Below are 19,205 nucleotides of genomic sequence, written 5' to 3'. Positions count from 1 at the left end.
TCTATCTGCTTGTAAGCACAAGGTTTCAGATTCTTTTCACTCCCCTTCCGGGGTTCTTTTCACCTTTCCCTCACGGTACTAGTTCACTATCGGTCACATGATCGTATTTAGGCTTAGGAGGTGGTCCTCCCATGTTCCCACCAAATTTCTCGTGTTCGATGGTACTCTTTCGTGATGATTCCTTCTTCTTTCGCGTACCGGACTGTCACCGTCTTTGGTGTTCCTTTCCAGAAACTTCCGCTAGATTTCAGAATCGTGATTCACTGTTGGCCTGTTCCCCGTTCGCTCGCCGCTACTAAGGGAATCGAGTTTTCTTTCTTTTCCTCCGGGTACTGAGATGTTTCAGTTCTCCGGGTCTCCCCTCCTAACGTTATGGATTGGCGTTAGGATGACAGGATCTTCTCCTGCCGGATTGCTCCATTCGGAAACCGACGGATCAAAGCTTTTTGCAGCTCACCGTCGTTATCGCCTGCTCGCGTCCTTCATCGGCGTCATGTGCCAAGGCATCCGCCTCGTGCTCTTCTCAATTTGACCAGAAATATCTATTACGATTGAATTGTCAAGGATCAAACTTTCCTATTGGAAAGATGCCGCACGGCATAAGCCGAAATCGGCATGGAGATAAAGGGAATCGAACCCTTGACCCCCTGCTTGCAAGGCAGGTGCTCTCCCAGCTGAGCTATATCCCCACAAAATCACCCCGAAGGGTGATCAAGTGAACCTAATCAATCAATAAACCTTGAACGACTCTAATTGAGTCTTATCTTGCAAAAAGAATTCCGAATGGGTTTCGCGGGTTCGTCCTCCGTACTTCTTCCGTATAAACGGCCTTTTCCGAATTTCTTCCTCCGTGTATCTCCATCCTTCCTCTCTTTTCGCTTCCTTAGAAAGGAGGTGATCCAGCCGCAGGTTCTCCTACGGCTACCTTGTTACGACTTCACCCCAGTCATTGATCCTACCTTCGACGCCTGCGTCATAGGTTCGCTCAGCGGCTTCGGGTATTACCAACTTCCATGGTGTGACGGGCGGTGTGTACAAGACCCGGGAACGCATTCACCGCGACATGCTGATTCGCGATTACTAGTAACTCCGACTTCGTGTAGGCGAGTTGCAGCCTACAGTCCGAACTGAGACCGACTTTTCGTGGTTCGCTTGCTCTCACGAGGTTGCTTCACGCTGTTTTCGGCCATTGTAGCACGTGTGTAGCCCAGGACATAAAGGGCATGATGATTTGACGTCATCCCCACCTTCCTCCGGTTTATCACCGGCAGTCTCGCTAGAGTCCCCAACTTAATGCTGGCAACTAACGACAAGGGTTGCGCTCGTTGCGGGACTTAACCCAACATCTCACGACACGAGCTGACGACAACCATGCACCACCTGTAGCAGTGTCCCCGAAGGGAACGGTTAATCTCTTAACCCGTCACTGTTATGTCAAGCCCTGGTAAGGTTCTTCGCGTTGCTTCGAATTAAACCACATGCTCCGCTACTTGTGCGGGTCCCCGTCAATTCCTTTGAGTTTCACACTTGCGTGCGTACTCCCCAGGCGGAGTGCTTAATGTGTTAACGGCGGCACCGGGCTTTGACACCCGACACCTAGCACTCATCGTTTAGGGCGTGGACTACCAGGGTATCTAATCCTGTTTGCTCCCCACGCTTTCGTACCTGAGCGTCAGTATGTATCCAGACAGTCGCCTTCGCCACCGGTATTCTTCCTAATCTCTACGCATTTCACCGCTACACTAGGAATTCCACTGTCCCCTCTACTACTCAAGTTTGCCAGTTTTCAACGCTGAACGGGGTTGAGCCCCGTGATTTAACGCCAAACTTAACAAACCGCCTACGTACCCTTTACGCCCAATAATTCCGAACAACGCTCGCCCCCTACGTATTACCGCGGCTGCTGGCACGTAGTTAGCCGGGGCTTCCTCCTGAGTTACCGTCATTATCTTCACCCAGGACAGAACTTTACAATCCGAAGACCTTCTTCGTTCACGCGGCGTCGCTGCATCAGAGTTTCCTCCATTGTGCAAAATTCCCCACTGCTGCCTCCCGTAGGAGTTTGGGCCGTGTCTCAGTCCCAATGTGGCCGTACACCCTCTCAGGCCGGCTACTGATCGTCGCCTTGGTAGGCCGTTACCCCACCAACTAGCTAATCAGACGCAAGACCATCTTTCACCGAAATTCTTTAACCTCTTCCTCATGCGGGGAAAAAGTGTCATCCGGTATTAATAGCCGTTTCCAGCTGCTATCCCGGTGTGAAAGGCAGGTTTCTTACGCGTTACTCACCCATCCGCCACTGTCCTGTGCTATCTTCACCCTAAGGATCTGTCAGCACATTCTCGTTCGACTTGCATGTGTTACGCACGCCGCCAGCGTTTATCCTGAGCCAGGATCAAACTCTCAAAAAATTTTTTTGAGAGCCAATATCTTGACTCTAAATTTGTTGTTTTGAATTATTTCAACTCAAAGTTTATTGATTGATTCAGTTGTTTAGGTTCGCGTCACGCGAGGTGACTTATACATATTAGCAACATCGTATGGCTTTGTCAAGAAATTTTTCAAATATTTTTCATATTTTTTTCATTTCTGTTTGCCCCACGAGTGAAGCCGTTGATTAGAATACTAAAAGGTGCCTGAACTGTCAAGCACCTTTTCCAAGCTTTTTTCATTTTTTCATGTAGAGAAACTCTATTATCCACTGACGAAGGTTTTTTTTCGCCAAATCAAGCCTTTCTATTGATAGAAAAGCATCTCATTTGGTCGATCTTTGGACGACCTTCCATAGACGAGAATTACTGTTTCTCTGCCACATTATGCTTCTGCATAATGGGAATCAACATGTCCCGGTTCTCTATTCCCATGATAGAACGTACAAACATGCCCATCGTATAGTAAAAATCCATTGGACTTTTGGGATCACATTTCTTCTTCGCCTCGTCGATATCCTTTTGATACGCCGCTTTTACATCCGGTGAATCAACTGTTGACAGTAATCTTTTTTCCAAAAGATCAATATCCTTGCGCATCTCTTCTACCGTCATGTTTGAGCATAGTTTATGGCGTCCTCACCGCTTTCTCCAATGATTTGATCAAGCCTTAGATGATCATCTTCCATCGTTAAGAGCAAACGATAAACGCAACCGGAACCGAATGTTTGCGCTTCATTGGTCACAACTGTATCGACTAGCATAAGGATGGAATCCTCTTTTTTAAACGTATCCATCACGTTAAATCGTTCAAATTGTGTCATCGAAGGATCTCTTACGGCGCTATCACGTTCCATATAAAGCGAACGAAAGCATGGTTTTTTTAATATCCATAGTTGCCTCGAATCTTTAAACCTAACCATTGGCGTGTAGAAGATATGCCTAACCCCAGTTTTTTTAATGGATAAATCCGTCTTGCTGTAGTGTGTGCTGAAATCCCTATGTTTCCGGCATTGCTTCCTGTTGAATGAACAATCATCGTATGATACGGAACGCCTCCATCACATGAAGATCGTTACAACGTTTTCGTTAGTTGTCCCTTGCTCATATAAAAAAGTCTATTCGTTACTTGTGACAAGAATTGCTCATCATGGCTTGCAATCAGAATGATTCGTTTCTTAGATGCATACATCTTCAGCAGCTGCACTAATATTTCAATTCCTTGTGAATCCAATGCATTCGTGGGTTCATCTAATATAATGAGACGCGGTGCGTGAAGGAAGGCCGAGGCAAGACCTAATCGTTGCTTCATGCCCAATGAATACTTTCCGTACGCTTTGTTCTTCGCCTTTGCCAGTCCTACTTTGTTCATCATGTCGGATATTTCTTTATCCGTTATTTCCGACTTCAAATAGGAAAGCAATTTTAAATTTTGCTGTCCGCTCAGATAGGGCAAGAATGCCGGAGATTCAAGGAGTAGTCCCACATCCTTTGGTAGATGATCAAAATCTACTTTATGCCCGTCTATGTAACATTCCCCCTCTGTGAGCTGAATGAGTCCAAGAATAGCCCGAAAGAGCATCGTCTTCCCCGATCCGTTCTGTCCTACGAATCCATAAATTCCACCTTCTTCTATGTCCAACGTGACATTTTTCAAAACCCACTCTTCAGCCAACTTTTTTCCAACGTTTTTTAATTCAATCACGGTGTCCTCCTCACAGAACATCGACGTTCTTCGTTCGTCGGTAATAGAGAATAAAAACCACAAATAAATATAGTGCGCAGACAATAAGATTTAGAGGAAGCGAATATCCTTCCGGTTCCATAAAATCCTGGCGAAAAACGAGAGAGCCACTGCCCAACAGAAATGGCGATGGTATCAAGCTAACTGCTCCTAACCACAAAAAAACAACGACAAGCCCCACTCGATACAGTATCCATGCACTTAGAAAAAGCACTGCTGTAAGGAACACAATATTCTCTATGGTAAAAAACAGATGAATTCGTAAAAAAGACATCCATCCACTAACACCTCCGCCTTTGACCAATGCGAGAACGCTTAGTACAAGAACTAACGTCCCATGAAACGCTATACACAGGGTACATAGGCTTCCAAGTCCTACTATAAAGTAAAGTCTTTTCGATCCGGACTGCAATAGGAGCTGACATCCGTTCGCTTGATAGTCCTTCCAAAAAGCATCGGAAAACAGCCACACAGGAAGGAAATGTAATAGAAACCACACCGAAGGAAGTCGATACATGGAAGCATCCACATGCAAGCCCACGTCACATTGAACGATCTGTGTCCATGTCTCATAGGGAGATAATCCCAGATCTGCCCCCTCCTGTAATGCCATCCCCTGGAAAAGCGTAAAAATCATCAGAATGAGAAGTGATTTCCGCAAGCAAAAGAAAAAATAATAGATGAGGTTGCGACTAAATAGCTTCATAGCACATCTCGATTTCGACAGGCATGCAAATATGTTGCGAAAATGAAGAAGACCAAAACGCCGAGTTCGATTTTTGCCATAGTGTTTAAGGCTACAACGCCATAGGGGAATCGGATCGATAGCTGGGCAAACCACTCGATGGGAAGCTGAAGAAGTCGAGCCAATCGGTTCCATAAAAAGTCGAAAACTTGAATGACAAAAAACGGAATAAATAGCCCCGCATAGCTTCCTTTTAACCAATAATTTATTGACAGCGACGCACACGCCAATATTCCCCCAAAAAGTCCACATCGTAATAATGCAAAAACAAGATAGAAGAAAGGCTGCTTCAGGAAAAACAGAGAAAAGATATTTTGACCTGACGCCGGGGGAATATAGTGTTCTGAAATGGGGATCATGGGGATTCGCGTAAAAATGATGGCATTCTGCACCACCCCCAAAAGAAGCAATACAGAAAAGCCGACTAAAAAATTCAGGATATAGTGCGATCTGGTAATTATCTTTTGACTCTTCTCTGTGCGAAAAGGAACAACCAGGCGATGTTTTTGATCTTCATAGAAGAGGTCGCTTGCCGGTAGGGCAACCATCACAAAAGAAAGCCACCCCAATATCGTCGCCGGAATTCCATTGGAGAAGGGTTGCCACATATTCCATGCGCTATTTAACGGAAACCAATGCCTTACATCCAGGGGTATTTCCCCTCCATCTCCAAAGGAAATATCCTGTATGGCTACAACACAACAAATGATGAGGATGGGAATGATCGCCCAAATGCGTTTTCTATAACCTACTCGATATAAGTCAAGATTGAACACGTTTTGCCTCCAAAGGAATAAATTCAAGATAAAGATTGCCTGTGTTCCACTCACGATCATACAATTCAAGATATGCGCGCGGCTTCATCACCAATGCCGGTCGAACGGAATCGGCTTTTTGTGCAGCGCTCAGCAAAAACATAATGCTTCCTTTCACCGTGTTATTGGGCTCCAACACAAGCGCTCTCGTTTCGGGGTCGCGAAGATTTTCTGAATATCCTTGTATATCCGGGAAAATATAATCATTTTCAACCATGGCAAAAGGAAAGAGAGGCGCCTTCGGATCAGGCATCACGTCGCCTGTTTTTACTTGCAAAAAGATCGTACAAGTATGATAGGCTATTCCATCCAGTTCTTTCGTGCCAAACGCATAATCGGTCACCGTTACTTCGGTGCCATCTATGTTCAACGTATATGGCAGTGACTTTTGTACTTCTCTAACTTGATTCGGTATTTCACGATTGATCTGAACGATTTGAAAGGCGCAAAATAGAAAAAGCAATGCTAAAGCACTTAGAAAGACTTTGAATCTCTTAGGCATTTTCATTCCTCCCTTTCTTTGATTAATACTTTTGCAGCGCAGTTGAGTCCCTTGTTTCAGATAGCGATGATAATTTTTAGCCAGTAGAAATCATTTTCCCTATTTAGCCGACAACAATCTTACTTGTGTATACCCCCCCCATTTTCTATCAAGACAACCTAACTGTCTACTCCAATTATAATACATGCTATATCGTTTTCACAAGAAAAATGATGATTATTGTTTTGTAAAAATAGAATGAAAATAAAGAACCGACTTCCACTCAAAATCAAAATTTACCGCCTCTTGTTTTTTTGAAGTCGGTTCATAATTAAGAATTCAGAACGAAAGGATTCCCCCTTAAAACCACAGCGTGTCGCGGTTAATCGGCGTTTGAAAGAGTTTTCGTGCTTCCTTTGGATCCTCGGTTTGACCCAATATCCACATCAATTTTGTCACTACCGACGGCAGCGACATATCATAGGCTTCCCAAAGATCAAGATCTTCTTTCACATCCCGCCCCACGGCATAGACGGACATATCGCTTCCTTCATACGGTACCTGCGTGGTCATCACGATCGTTTTACCTGCCTGCAGCAGCTTTTCGACGGCATCGCGATAAGCACCTGCTCGATATGTTGGCAAACCGCCCACGCCGAACGCTTCAATGATAACAGCGTGGAACGAGCGGCCAAAAACAGTGAGCATCACCGGATCAAGAGACGGCGTCAACTTAAACAGGCCAACAGCAGGATCAAGCGTGGAATAAAAATGAACCGGTGCACTTTGGCGCGCTTTGTCATCAATATAAAAAGCGATGCGCTCCTCCTGGATCGCTGCCAGCAAAGGATAATTCACGCTATCAAAAGCATTGTAGCTTTTTGTACGCACCTTTTGTACGCGCGTACCGCAAATCACCTTTCCCTCAAAAACGACATTGACATCATGGGCGCGCGAATCGGCCGCAAAGCGTACAGCGTCACGCAAATTGACACGCGCATCGGTATTGTCGAGATTTATCGGTTTTTGTGATCCGGTAAGCACGATAGGCTTGGACGAATGCTGAATCAAATAGGAAAGAGCAGCCGAGGAATACGCCATCGTATCCGTACCGTGACAAAGTACAAAACCGTCATAGGCATCGTAATTTTGTTGAATGGTTTTCGCCATCGTCAGCCAATGGCAGGTTTCAATATTGGTGGAATCCAGGTTCAAAATCTGCTTTGCATCCACATCCACTTTGGTAGCAATCTCTGGCACATATTGCAATAACTGATCCGCCTTGATAGCGGGTGTTAATCCGTCTTTCGTCTGTACCGAAGCGATGGTGCCCCCAGTTCCCAGCAACAATATTCTTTTCTTCTTCCCTTTCGTTTCCATTCCATCCCCCTTCCCTATCCAAAGACCTAAACCATGGATTTCGCCAAACAAGCGTTGAGGTTCGATCGTTCTTGCGATGTTCACTCGCTAAAATCTACCTATGGGGCCGTTTCATAGGCATACCCGTTACTCTCAATTGCAAGTGAAGAAATCCATAGATGTCCGCCACGGTTCAAGATTCCATTCTCGCTCAAAGAGCTGATACACAAAGCGCGCATGGCAATAGAATTGCTGTTTCATCACATCCGTATGATCCCAACGCGGGTCATCAGAAAATTTTGCAACAACCGCATCCCATGCTTTTTGTTTGTCCGAGGGCAGCCAAGCCCATCGCTTCGGATACAGCGTGAGGCAGATTTCGCCGCTGCGGGACTCGAAATATCCATCGTTAAAATAGGTATGAAAAACGGCTTCGATGGCCGCTTGATTGTCAATTGTGTCCATTTACTTTCTCCTTCAGAACCATTATAGAGGAGTTGAATGAAAATTAAAAAATAATAGGCAATGCTTAGCAATTCAATGAAACAGCATAACAAGGCGAGATTGACCGGGAATACTGCTTGTCTGCGACAAAGCGATAAATGAGTAGCGGCATTTTTGCTAAGAAAGAAAAGCGCTCGCCATGCTTCTTTATGAGAAAGCGCACGGCTTTATGCGGATGATGCATCTGCAGGCTAGGTAAAAGTTAAAATAGCAGAAAACCCTAGTTAGCTTTTGGTGCCTATGGGCGCTATTCGACTAGGTAAAAACTGTATATGGAAAAATACCTAGCTGCTGTGGAGCGTTCGTGGGCGATTTCCGGCTAGGTAAAAACTGTATATGGAAAAATACCTAGTCGCGGCATGCCGAACGGCTCCGATTTTCGACTAGGTAAAAAACGTATATGGAAATATACCTAGTCGCAACACGCCGATCGGCTCCAATTTCCGGCTAGGTAAAAAACGTATATGGAAATATACCTAGTCGCAGCATGCCGAACGGCTCCGATTTTCGACTAGGTAAAAAACGTATATGGAAATATACTTAGTCGCGACACGACGATCGGCTCCGATTTTCGGCTAGGTAAAAACCGTATATCAAAATATACCTAGTCGCAACACGCCGATCGACTCCGATTTCCGGCTAGGTAAAAAGCGTATATCAAAATATACCTAGTCGCCATCAGGCGTTTCACCATACGGCAAAGAAAGAAGCGGAGGGCGGCCCAAAGGCCGCCCTCCGCTTCTTCACTTAGTATCTCTCTTCTACGCCTTGCCCTTTTTGCGCGTCTTCTTCTTTTTCAGCAATTTTAAGCGGAAAAATTCCTCGCGCTCTTTCTCTTCAAGGGATTGAGCAATGAAATCCCGGAATTTCTTGTACTTCGGGATCTGCACTTTTTCGAGGGCATTGGCACGCTTCTGCGTCTTTAGCATCTCTCGCTGCAAGCGATCGGCGGCATCGGTCACCGACGCGAGCTCCAAGAGGATGTTCTTAAAATCCTGCATTGCTTGGGTGGCAAAGTCTAACGTAATATGCACGGTATCAAAGTCTGTTTCATCCTTTGTGGTTTCGCCGTGTTGCAGACGTGCCACTTCCACGCCCATGTACGAGCGATTCTGGAGGGTTACGGATTCGTCGACAGGCATTCCCGCGGCGATGGACTCCAAGTGATAGTGCCCCATGGCAACCGTAGCATGCTTTAATTTCTCACGAAACGCATCGCTGACGGAAGCAAGATCCGCCTCCAGCTCTTTCTTTTTCTTCAATTCTGCGTTTGCCGCACGCAAGAGCACGACGCGCTTCTTATCCAAAAGAGTGTAGCTGGACTCCATCAGGGCGAGCATGGATTTTACTTTCATTAAATTGGCTTTGGTCGGAGTAATCTTAAAGAATGCCATGACTCACCGCTTTAAATACTTTTCTTTCATCTCCGGGCTGATCTGCGAAAGCTCGCTCTCAGGGAGGAGTTTGAACAGGGACCAGCCGAGATCCAGCGTTTGCTCAATGGAGCGATTCTCCGTAAAGTCCTGTCGCAGGAATTGCTCTTCAAAGGCATCGCCAAAGGAGAGAATCTTGCGATCGTCGTCACTCAAATCATCTTCGCCGATAATCTGGGCCAGATTGCGTACTTCCTGGGCTTTGGCATAAGAAGCGTAGATTTGACGCATGACATCGGCATGATCTTCGCGAGTGAAACCTTCCCCGATACCATCCTTCATCAAACGCGAAAGGCTCGGCAGAATATCGATGGCAGGATAGATGCCGCGGCGTGATAATTCACGCGACAGCACGATCTGCCCTTCTGTAATGTAGCCCGTAAGGTCCGGAATCGGGTGGGTAATATCGTCGTTTGGCATGGAAAGGATCGGAATCAGCGTGATGGAGCCTTCGCCCGAACGCAAAATGCCGGCGCGTTCATACATGGCGGCCAAATCGGAATAAAGATAGCCCGGGAAGCCTTTACGACTCGGTACCTCTTCACGCAAGTTCGAAATCTCGCGCAAAGCTTCAGCGTAAGAGGTGATATCCGTCAACAAAACCAAGACGTGCTTATGTTCTTCAAACGCCAGATATTCGGCGGCCGTCAAAGCGCATTTCGGGGTGATTAAACGCTCCATTACCGGATCATCAGCCAAGTTGATATAACTGGCTACCTTGTCCTGCACGCCGGCCGCACGGAAGGTTTCTTCAAAGAAATCCGCCTCATCCTTCTGCACGCCGATGGCGCCAAAGACAAAGCAAAAGTCGTCATCGGTATTGCGAATCTGCGACTGACGAATAATTTGCGCTGCAATGCGGTCATGATCCAAGCCGGAGCCGGAGAAAATCGGCAATTTCTGGCCGCGGATAATCGTCATCAGGCCATCAATGGCAGAGATACCGGTCTGAATAAAGTTCTTCGGATATTCACGCGCCACCGGGTTCATTGCTGAACCGTTGATGTTATAGCGCTTGTCCGAAAATACCGCGCCACCACCATCGATGGGATTACCCAGGCCGTCAAATACACGTCCCAAAATCGAGGCATTGAGCGGCAAGGAAAGCGGGCGCCCTTCAAAGGTCACGACAGCGTTATCCACCGTCATGCCCGTTGTATCGCCGAAAACCTGGACCATGGCTAAATCGTCTTCAATGGCCATGACTTCGCCGGTATAAGTTTTACCCTCCGAGGTAATCGTCACGATTTCACCATAGCCGACGTCACGCACTTTATCCACGGTAACAATCGCACTTTCGAGGTGCTTCAGTTTGATATATTCAATCTTCATGATGCATCCTCCCCCTGATACTGCAACTTGAGCGCATCGTAATGCGATACGATGGACTCTTCCAGCGCATCGATGGCGGACAAGTCGTCATTGGGCACATTGTATTTCATCATCGTCACCTGTTGGAACAGCTCATCATCGTGAACCACACTAAGAGGTGCATGCAGCGCCAACAGGTCTTTGCCGTTTTCATAGAGGGTATCAATGACCTGCAACATACGCACCTGTTTCTGCAGCGGTACATACGTATCAATCTCATGGAAGGAGTTCTGTTGCAGATAGCCCACGCGCAAGATGCGAGCAATATCCAAGACTAAGCGTTGTTCTTCCGGCAAGACATCCGCACCGACCAAGGAGACGATGTCGTTCAATTTACTTTCTTCCAGCAAAATCTCCATCATCTTGCGACGCAGTGCCATCACATCCACGTCCGTACGATCAATGTAGTCATTGGCCAAAAGATCAAGGTAGCCGGAATAGCTGTCCATCCAGTTGATGGCCGGATAGTGACGGGAATAAGCCAACTCCTTATCCAATCCTAAGAATACTTTCACATAACGCTTCGTTGCTTCGGTGACCGGCTCGGAGAAATCACCACCCGCCGGCGATACAGCGCCGATGAGCGTAACTGAACCGATAGAATGATTCAAATTTTCCACGCGACCCGCCCGTTCGTAGAACTGCGCAATTCGTGAGGACAGGTAGGCCGGATAGCCTTCCTCTGCCGGCATCTCCTCGAGACGGCCGGAGATTTCACGCAACGCCTCGGCCCAACGGGAAGTAGAGTCCGCCATCAACGCCACATCATATCCCATGTCGCGATAGTATTCCGCCATCGTGATGCCGGTATAGATGGACGCTTCACGCGCTGCCACCGGCATATTCGAGGTGTTGGCAATCAGAATCGTACGATTCATCAAATTTTCACCAGTGTTCGGATCCACCAGTTGCGGGAAGGAATCCAGAACGTCCGTCATTTCATTGCCGCGTTCGCCGCAGCCAATGTAGACAATCACATCCGCATCGCAGAACTTTGCTATCTGATGCTGGAGCATCGTTTTTCCCGTGCCAAAGCCGCCCGGAATAGCTACCGTACCGCCTTTCGCGATAGGAAAGAACACATCCAACACGCGCTGCCCGGTGACAAGCAAATCGTTCGTTGCCAAGCGACGGCTCACCGTGCGCGGGCGGCGAACCGGCCAGCGCTGGGCTAACTTCAATTCCACCGTATTGCCATCTTCGGTTTCGACCTTGGCTAACACGTCCTCCACCGTATAGGCGCCGTTCTCGACGACTTCCGTAACCTTGCCCGCTACCCCGGCGGGGACCATGGAGCGATGTTCAATTAACACCGTTTCTTTACAGGTGGCAAAGATGACGCCGGGTGCTACCGTATCGCCGACATGGATGTGCATGGTGACATCCCATTTCTTTTCCGCATCCAGCGCCGGCATCTTTACACCGGTCGCCATGAAATCGCCATGTGCATCATGGATGCGTTCCAACGGTCTTTCAATACCGTCATACATATTCATCAAAAGGCCAGGGCCAAGCACAACCGAAAGCGGTTCGCCGGTGCTATAGATGGACTCCCCCACCTTTAAACCTTCGGTTTGTTCATAGACCTGAATCACGGCATGATCCACATCCAGCGAAATAATTTCGCCCAATCGACGATCTTCGCCGACTTCCACCATCTCATGAATGCCGAAGCCGGTCATATGAACGCCACGGATAACCGGGCCATTAATGGCACGAATGGTTCCTTTTCGGGCGTTATTCATGCTGTCCTCCTTTCGCTACGGAAGACTGATCTGCCGCCGCCGCTTCCTGAACCACGCCATTCATCAGCCATTCATTAAGGCCTCGTCCGATTTCATATTCATTGGCTTGAATCAGATACTGAAAGGTATGACGTGTACGCTTGGCCTGCTGGCGATCCACCAGCACAAAGCCGCCGATTTCCGTGTCCGGCATGCTCTCGATGGGCATATCGTCTCCGCAAATCGAATGCGCCAAGTCCATATCACGCGCAAGAACGTGAACCTGCGCGACATCTAACTCCTTCAGTGCACGCAATAAGTGCTTTTTCATCCATTCTTTATAGTCATCCGTTTGTACGAAATCCGTGAACTTCTGACGAATGGAGGCATTTAAGGCGTCCAGGCATTTACGCTGCGTTTCCAAGAAAATACGCTGGTTTTCCTGTTTATGCACAACCACTCTCTCGTGCGCGGCACGCTCCGCACGGTCCGTATGTTGTTTGACATACGTATCGGCATCGTGCTTTAAACGCGCTTTGCGATCTTCTATCAATTTTGTATTCTGTTTCGTCGAATCATAGAGCATCTGTTCCGAGCGACGCTTTTCCTCCGACCAGATCATATTGCGAAACAGAACAATTTTGTTTTGTAACTCAACCATGATCAATTCTCCTCCTGTTCGGGCAAAACTACCACGAGCGGACGATGATGCTTGGCTCGAAAAGCGGTAATTTCTTCCTTTAAGGCTTCCGCCACATGCTTAGACAAATAGAGCACGCCACAGTCTGCATCATCAATGGCCATCTCCCATTCGGAAGCGATCGTTGATAGATCCGTAATCTCCCGCGTTTGGATGCCACTGAGACGAGAACCCAGCGCCAGCTCTTTGTTGTCGGTGATGAGCTTCATGTGCATGACTGCCTCTTAGCCAATCTGGCCGAGGATCATGATGGAGATGATCAAACCGTAAATCGCAATACCTTCGGCCAAGCCGACAAAGATCAAGGTTTTACCCAAGATGGACTGGTCTTCCGAAACAGCGCCCAAAGCAGCAGAACCGCAGGCGCCTACTGCAATACCGGTACCGATGGTCGCCATACCGGTGGAAAGGGCGGCGCCCAAGTATGCCAAGCCGTTTCCGGCACTACCCGATGCGCCGCTTGCAAACGACGTGGACGGCATGAACATGACAATCGCCATGAGCAGGCACGGAACAAAACAAGTCAGGTTCAAACGCAGCGCCTTCTTCAGTTTTGTCTTCGAAGAGTCCGTATTTTTGTACAGCAGATACAGACCGGAAGAAATAGTCAAGACAACAATGATCGTAGACAACGTTAAAATGATATCCACAGCAATTCTCCTTTAATGGTTACTCAACATTTTTTTCGCATCGACAAAAGGTTTACCATCGCCGACGTAGTACTTTCCAAACAGCTCGTAATATTCCAAACGCAGGGACTGGATAAAGACGATCAGGCCTTCCAATCCGATGATGACGATATTACCAATGATCAACATCGCAATATTACCGGCACCGCCCATCATTCTTCCCATGGTCGAAAAGGCCATGAACAATCCTACGTGGTTGATGGCAAAAGCGCCCACACGGATAAAGGACAGGGCTCCGGAAAAGATGGAAATGAGCGTTTCCAAGAGCGAGAATCCGGTTTCTACATAGTAGTCGCCAACAGTTTGTTTATAAAGCGGTCTCTTCTTCATCAGCAAATTGGTAAGCGGTTGCTGGAACAGAATCCCCGCCAAGGCCAAGAGAATAATGATCGTCAGCACACCTGCGGGAAGAATGGGCTTCACGGCCATATTGACCACCAATAACAAGATGGAAAGATACAGTACAAAACCGCAGAGGCCTTCTTTTCCGAAAAGCGCTTCTTGGACGTCATGCATGCGTAGTTTATTCACAATGCCCAAAATATAGGCAACGCTTGACAAGCCCACCCCAAAGACAATAGCCGCAATCAAAACGGTATTGATGTTGTTAAACGGGCGGATGACCAAGGCCGGAATCACATCTTCCAAGCCGAAGACGGAGCCGTAAGCCAAGCCGAAGGCCATACTGGCAAGTCCCATACGTAAGGTAACGCCGCCCAGATTCGGATGACGCATTTTCTTTAAAAGCAACCCCAACAATGCAAAGATGGCGCCTTGTCCGAAATCACCGAACATCGCTCCGAAAAGGATCACGTAGGTGATGGCAAAGAAACCGGTCGGATCCAATTCGTTATAGTTTGGCGTGCCGTACATGTTGACCATGGCTTCAAAGGGGCGCACCAGCGCATTGTTGTGCAAACGAGTCGGCGCTTTTGCCGACACATTTTTTTCATCGATAAACTGAACAAAGGTATCTTTAAAGCCGGAGATGGTTTGGCGAAATGCCGCTTCATCCGCATCACTCACCCAGCCCGTCACATAGAAGTATTCCTTGCCGCGAGCAAAATACTGCTTCGCCTGATTAACCGCATCGCCAAGGGACGCCGCATAATAGAGGCCTTCCAGATCCTTTTCATGGCGATGGATGCGCGTCTGCTTTTCCTTCTGCAAGGACGCCAGCGTCGCTTCTCCTTCGGCAAGCTTTTGTTCGATGAAACGAGCGCTTTGTTCATTGCTCTTTTCTTTCGGAAATTTCGGACTCAGGCATTTCATGCTCAAGCGATCTTCCAGACGACGAATTTCATTTTCCACCTTGTTGGGATAGACCAACAGATAGAGCTCTTCTTTAGAGATTTGTCCCAAGTGCAAAATGGCTGCCGGTATTTTCTCGTAAGCGCTGCGAATCGCACGTCGACCGATTTCCGATAATGTACCAAAGGCAAAGGAAAATTGTTCCAACCCCGCCAGATCCGCATACTCAATGTCATTTGCGGACAGCAGTCGCAGCAGGTTTAAGTTCACCTTAGCGTCTTTTTGTGCCTTTTTAATTTCTTCGATTTGCTGATCCAGCTGTGTCAAACCTGCAAGAACTGCTTCCTGTTCCGGTGTCAACGTGGTGGTCAGGCTTTTCTGGGCAAAGATATCGCCCATTTCACGCGGCTTACGCTGTAGATAATTGAGTGCTAACCTGCGACGTTCGCCGGTGAAATTTTCCTTCTCAAAATTACGCACCGTCGAAACATCCACCGTCTTTGCCATATTCTCTTCGGTGACCGGTATGGTGAAGGCATAATTTTCAATCATCTTTTCCGCATCCGTCAGATGGATGCCACCGGTTCGAAAAAGCGCAATCACCACAGGAACGAGATCCTCCAGGGGCGCAACCAGCTGCATCATTTTCATTTTTTGAACTGCCAATGCACGCCTCCTATTCCGTTCTCCATTCGATTAAGTACTGTATCATCTGCTCCTCTTTCAATCCTAAACTCTTGGCTTCCAATATACGTCGAATCTCCGCCATGCGTCCCTGCAACATCACAATGAAGCAAAGCGCCGCCAGCAAGCCATCGCCGGTGGTACGGAAAATGCGCTGACAAAAATGATAGAGATAGCGCTGCGTAGCAATGGGCAAGAAGGAATATTCGACTTCCCCACCCTCAAAAAGGGCATGATACGGCGTTTTTTCCATTTGCTCTAAAAACATCGCCAGTGGCTGTGCCACCAAGGTATCTAATTCCTTACCATGAATGGATTTACCGCCGTCTATCATCTGCAGCTGCAAGAAGGCGTCTTCCTGCGGTACAAATTTCTTGACGTGAAAAATGCGTGTCAGATTACGCAAATCAATCATCACGCCGAGAAAATCGTTAAGCACTTTGGCTCTGTTGCCACTGAAGGATTTGGCTTCTTCCCGCAGACGATGATAATACCAACGGGCACTATTCACCGACAAGGTATCGAAATTCAGATCCTTTGCCTTCGTATCATTAAGCACCATCGGTTCCAGCAGTCGATAATACGCCTTATCTTGTAATGTTGCCAAATACGCCGGCACGTCAACCGTAGTATCCGTCGTCAGATTTAACGTGTTTGCATAAATGCTGTGCAACACAAAACTCATCTGCTCTTCGTGATTTTGTCTCTGCAAAACACGCAAGAATCGTTGCAATTCCAACAATTCATCTTGCACCAAGAAGCTTTGAATGAAGTCGCGCTCCTTGGTATCTAGGAAGTGCAGCAGTTCTGCATTCCTTCGACGTTTCCAAGATTCCAATTCCCTTTCACATGAAACGACATCATCAAAAGGTCCGGCATCCGGACCGACAATCGCACGAATACAACGCAGAACACCGGCCGTATCCGTTTCCTGTACCATGTTGTGCAGTTGAATCGGGTTCAAATATTTGCCGAATCGCCCGCGCACCTTGGCTACCAATGCCGTACTAGATCCCATCGTCATCACGCAGTCTTTGGAACCACTCGGTTGCCATTTTCTCGCGATGCGCATCAAAAAAGCGCCAGATAATCGCTATCTGATCCTGCGATGTTGACGCAAGGTCGCTTTCTTCTTTTTTGCGTTTTTGTTCAATGGCTTCTACCTTTTGTTCCGCCTCATCTCGCATTTGACGGTTCGATTCCTTCTGAAGATCCGCCATAACAGATCGCGTATTATTCATTTCTTCTTCTAAAATACGCTCGGTATCTTCTTTTAGTTTTTTTGTCGAACGGTCTATTTCGAGGATGGCTTGAATGGTTTCGTTCATTGCCCCTCCCTCCTTTACGATCTTTCGTGCTCATGAACGAGCAAATTCATACTACCCCTTTTCTTATATAAAGAAAAGGAATCGACAAGGTTTTCTTGTTCGAATGAACGTAATTCATGGATGGATCATTGTCTGCCCATCATAAAAACGAGCGGCCAAACGGCCGCCCTCTTCTTACGAGTACTTCTTATAGCGTTGCATATTTTCCGGCGATAAGAACTCATAAGCCGCATTGATATCTTGGAATTTCTTCGTGGCTGAAGGATCCGGGTTCACGTCGGGATGGTACTTCTTTGCCAGCTTGCGATAGGCGAGCTTGACTTCGTATTCCGTGGCATTGGTGGAAACGCCGAGGACGCTGCAGCTCTTCTCGTAGGTCTCCTTAAATTGATCCATTGGGTTTTGCCCGGCCCAACCACCGGCATTGCTGCCATAGCCGCCGTAACCCCCGAAGCCTCCATTGCCGGTATTTTGGTTGAAGCCGCCGAAGCCACCATAGCCGGAGTTTTGGTTGTAACCGCTGTTTTCGTTGTAATAAAATCCGCCATTGCGGAAGTATTCATTAAAGATGCGATCCCATTTTTCTTTCTCTTTTTGTTGGGCTTCACGACGCTTCTTCTCCTCTTTTTCCCAGAGCTTTCGGCGATAGGCGGGGCCGTAACTGGAGAAGGAGCGGCCGGGTTTGCGTCCGGTGCGTAAATCATCGGAAAGATCGTAGAGATATTCGGTGAAAACATATTTGCCATATTCCAGCATGGATACAAAGCCTCGTCCGAGCAAGGGGAAGATAACTAATATAAGGATAATGAGCCAGACGCCGGCAGGCAGGCGAATAATCGGAATATAAAAGAAAAGAAGCGGCATGGAAAATATCGCTGTCGCCAGACATCCCACCAGGGGTCTGAAAATATTACGAACCGATTCCACCAAGCGAACTGCCTCTTCCAGCAAAAAAATCAAGCCTGAAAAAAGCAGATCCAAGCCTTTTGCCACCAGATATAAAAGTTGACCGAGTACCTTCTTCATAGTTCTCCTCTTCAATGCCCTGTTTGCGCTAGCGCTGACGGCAATAATCGCAATCCCGGCTTCTTTTTAAAAGCATGTCGTTCTTGCGATCGTTCCATTCATGGTATCATACCCCTGAAACAGAAAAAACAGTAGGAGTATAAAATGTCACAACATACGATTCTCATCACCGGTGCTTCCGGCGGCATCGGGAGCGCTTGTGCCCTGCAGCTTGCCGAACCGGAGCATCGCCTTGTATTGCATTGCCATCGCCATCAGGAAGCTGCCGAAAAAACGGCTGCCAAGTGCCGTGCAAAAGGAGCAGAAGCCATGGTCCTCTCCGCCGATATCGGGGTATCGGATAAAGTTAACGCGCTCTTTTGCAAAGCGGAACAACGCTTTGGCAACATTGATATTCTGGTCAATAACGCAGGCGTTGCTGTCTACGGCCTGATACAAGAAATCGAGGATGACCAATGGAATCGTGTATTTGCCACCAATGTCAACGGCATGTTTTACTGCGTCCGTCGTGCGCTGCCGGCGATGATTTCCCAAAAATGGGGCCGCATCATCAATATTTCCAGCATGTGGGGCCAGGTGGGCGCTTCCTGTGAAGTGCTCTACTCAGCAACCAAGGGGGCGGTGGACGCCTTCACGAAAGCCGCTGCTAAAGAGCTTATTTATTCGGGCATTACGGTCAACGCTGTCTCTCCGGGCGTTGTGGACACGGCCATGATGCGCGCCATGGGCGAAGAAACCTGCCAAAGTGTCGTGGAAGAAATTCCACTCGGGCGTGCCTTACAGCCGGAGGAAATTGCTCGGTGGGTGGCGCATTTTGCTTCTGATGCTTCTGATGCCGTAACCGGACAGATCCTCGGCATTAACGGCGGCATGGAAATCCACTGATTCGAGGAAGGCTTGCCGAGTCGGCGTGCCTTCCTGC

General features: G+C 47.7%; 19 protein-coding genes, 1 tRNA gene, 1 rRNA gene and 1 other annotated feature (1 of these 22 running past the window's edge). Of the genes, 1 reads left to right on the top strand and 20 read right to left on the bottom strand.

Annotated elements, in window-relative coordinates; all coding sequences use genetic code 11:
• Positions 1–534 (bottom strand) — a sequence feature (mutual gap in cmsearch alignment for this rRNA model is longer than 100); it reaches 1,421 nt to the left of the window's first position.
• A gap of 82 nt (positions 535–616) precedes the next feature.
• The 20 genes from BN98_RS01555 to BN98_RS08545 all read right to left on the bottom strand — a co-directional run bounded on the left by BN98_RS01555 (position 617) and on the right by BN98_RS08545 (position 18,283).
• Positions 617–689: transfer RNA gene (locus BN98_RS01555), tRNA-Ala, on the bottom strand.
• Positions 690–887: 198 nt separating this feature from the next.
• Positions 888–2,411 (bottom strand): 16S ribosomal RNA (locus BN98_RS01550).
• Positions 2,412–2,795: 384 nt separating this feature from the next.
• Positions 2,796–3,029 (bottom strand): hypothetical protein, encoded by a 234-nt coding sequence (locus BN98_RS01545; RefSeq protein WP_154654942.1) that lies wholly within the window; start codon positions 3,027–3,029, stop codon positions 2,796–2,798.
• Between the two features lie 11 nt (positions 3,030–3,040).
• Positions 3,041–3,253 carry a hypothetical protein gene (locus tag BN98_RS01540; RefSeq protein ID WP_019190081.1) on the bottom strand — a complete coding sequence of 71 codons (213 nt, stop codon included), beginning with the start codon at positions 3,251–3,253 and terminating at the stop codon, positions 3,041–3,043.
• A 251-nt stretch (positions 3,254–3,504) separates the two neighbouring features.
• Complete coding sequence (locus BN98_RS01535; RefSeq protein ID WP_019190082.1) at positions 3,505–4,134, bottom strand: ABC transporter ATP-binding protein; 630 nt, start codon at positions 4,132–4,134, stop codon at positions 3,505–3,507.
• A gap of 10 nt (positions 4,135–4,144) precedes the next feature.
• Positions 4,145–4,879 (bottom strand): hypothetical protein, encoded by a 735-nt coding sequence (locus tag BN98_RS01530; RefSeq protein WP_019190083.1) that lies wholly within the window; start codon positions 4,877–4,879, stop codon positions 4,145–4,147.
• A complete protein-coding gene (locus BN98_RS01525; RefSeq protein ID WP_019190084.1) occupies positions 4,876–5,694 on the bottom strand; it encodes a hypothetical protein in 819 nt (272 codons plus the stop codon). Before BN98_RS01525 ends, BN98_RS01530 begins: the two co-directional genes overlap by 4 nt.
• The gene (locus tag BN98_RS01520; RefSeq protein WP_154654941.1) at positions 5,681–6,241 is read right to left on the bottom strand and encodes a hypothetical protein; all 561 of its coding nucleotides are present in this window, start codon (positions 6,239–6,241) and stop codon (positions 5,681–5,683) included. Before BN98_RS01520 ends, BN98_RS01525 begins: the two co-directional genes overlap by 14 nt.
• Positions 6,242–6,574: 333 nt before the next feature.
• Entirely contained in the window at positions 6,575–7,594 is a 1,020-nt protein-coding gene (locus BN98_RS01515) for an asparaginase (RefSeq protein WP_019190086.1), read from the bottom strand.
• 132 nt (positions 7,595–7,726) lie between these two features.
• Positions 7,727–8,038 carry a DUF2599 domain-containing protein gene (locus tag BN98_RS01510; protein WP_019190087.1) on the bottom strand — a complete coding sequence of 104 codons (312 nt, stop codon included), beginning with the start codon at positions 8,036–8,038 and terminating at the stop codon, positions 7,727–7,729.
• Positions 8,039–8,838: 800 nt separating this feature from the next.
• Complete coding sequence (locus tag BN98_RS01505; protein ID WP_019190088.1) at positions 8,839–9,471, bottom strand: V-type ATP synthase subunit D; 633 nt, start codon at positions 9,469–9,471, stop codon at positions 8,839–8,841.
• Positions 9,472–9,474: 3 nt separating this feature from the next.
• Positions 9,475–10,842: a V-type ATP synthase subunit B gene (locus tag BN98_RS01500; protein ID WP_019190089.1), complete on the bottom strand. Its 1,368-nt coding sequence runs from the start codon at positions 10,840–10,842 to the stop codon at positions 9,475–9,477.
• Positions 10,839–12,626 (bottom strand): V-type ATP synthase subunit A, encoded by a 1,788-nt coding sequence (locus BN98_RS01495; protein WP_019190090.1) that lies wholly within the window; start codon positions 12,624–12,626, stop codon positions 10,839–10,841. Before BN98_RS01495 ends, BN98_RS01500 begins: the two co-directional genes overlap by 4 nt.
• Complete coding sequence (locus tag BN98_RS01490; RefSeq protein WP_040942500.1) at positions 12,619–13,266, bottom strand: V-type ATP synthase subunit E; 648 nt, start codon at positions 13,264–13,266, stop codon at positions 12,619–12,621. The genes BN98_RS01495 and BN98_RS01490 overlap by 8 nt, the downstream gene beginning before the upstream one ends.
• Before the next feature lie 2 nt (positions 13,267–13,268).
• Entirely contained in the window at positions 13,269–13,520 is a 252-nt protein-coding gene (locus BN98_RS01485) for a V-type ATP synthase subunit F (protein WP_019190092.1), read from the bottom strand.
• A gap of 9 nt (positions 13,521–13,529) precedes the next feature.
• The gene (locus BN98_RS01480; protein WP_019190093.1) at positions 13,530–13,955 is read right to left on the bottom strand and encodes an ATP synthase subunit C; all 426 of its coding nucleotides are present in this window, start codon (positions 13,953–13,955) and stop codon (positions 13,530–13,532) included.
• Between the two features lie 12 nt (positions 13,956–13,967).
• The gene (locus tag BN98_RS01475) at positions 13,968–15,911 is read right to left on the bottom strand and encodes a V-type ATP synthase subunit I (RefSeq protein ID WP_019190094.1); all 1,944 of its coding nucleotides are present in this window, start codon (positions 15,909–15,911) and stop codon (positions 13,968–13,970) included.
• A 10-nt stretch (positions 15,912–15,921) separates the two neighbouring features.
• Positions 15,922–16,953 (bottom strand): V-type ATPase subunit, encoded by a 1,032-nt coding sequence (locus tag BN98_RS01470; protein WP_019190095.1) that lies wholly within the window; start codon positions 16,951–16,953, stop codon positions 15,922–15,924.
• Positions 16,937–17,257 (bottom strand): hypothetical protein, encoded by a 321-nt coding sequence (locus BN98_RS01465; protein ID WP_019190096.1) that lies wholly within the window; start codon positions 17,255–17,257, stop codon positions 16,937–16,939. The genes BN98_RS01470 and BN98_RS01465 overlap by 17 nt, the downstream gene beginning before the upstream one ends.
• Positions 17,258–17,431: 174 nt before the next feature.
• Complete coding sequence (locus BN98_RS08545; RefSeq protein WP_019190097.1) at positions 17,432–18,283, bottom strand: DnaJ domain-containing protein; 852 nt, start codon at positions 18,281–18,283, stop codon at positions 17,432–17,434.
• 144 nt (positions 18,284–18,427) lie between these two features.
• On the opposite strand from BN98_RS08545, the gene ymfI reads away from it, so the two are divergent.
• Positions 18,428–19,168 (top strand): elongation factor P 5-aminopentanone reductase, encoded by a 741-nt coding sequence (ymfI, locus tag BN98_RS01455; RefSeq protein ID WP_019190098.1) that lies wholly within the window; start codon positions 18,428–18,430, stop codon positions 19,166–19,168.
• The last annotated feature ends 37 nt before the right edge of the window (positions 19,169–19,205 follow it).

This window comes from Levyella massiliensis, assembly GCF_000308275.2.
GTDB lineage: Bacteria > Bacillota > Clostridia > Tissierellales > Peptoniphilaceae > Murdochiella > Murdochiella massiliensis_A.
The sequence above is the reverse complement of the archived record's forward strand: the minus strand, read 5'-3'. Positions and strand labels throughout refer to the sequence as shown.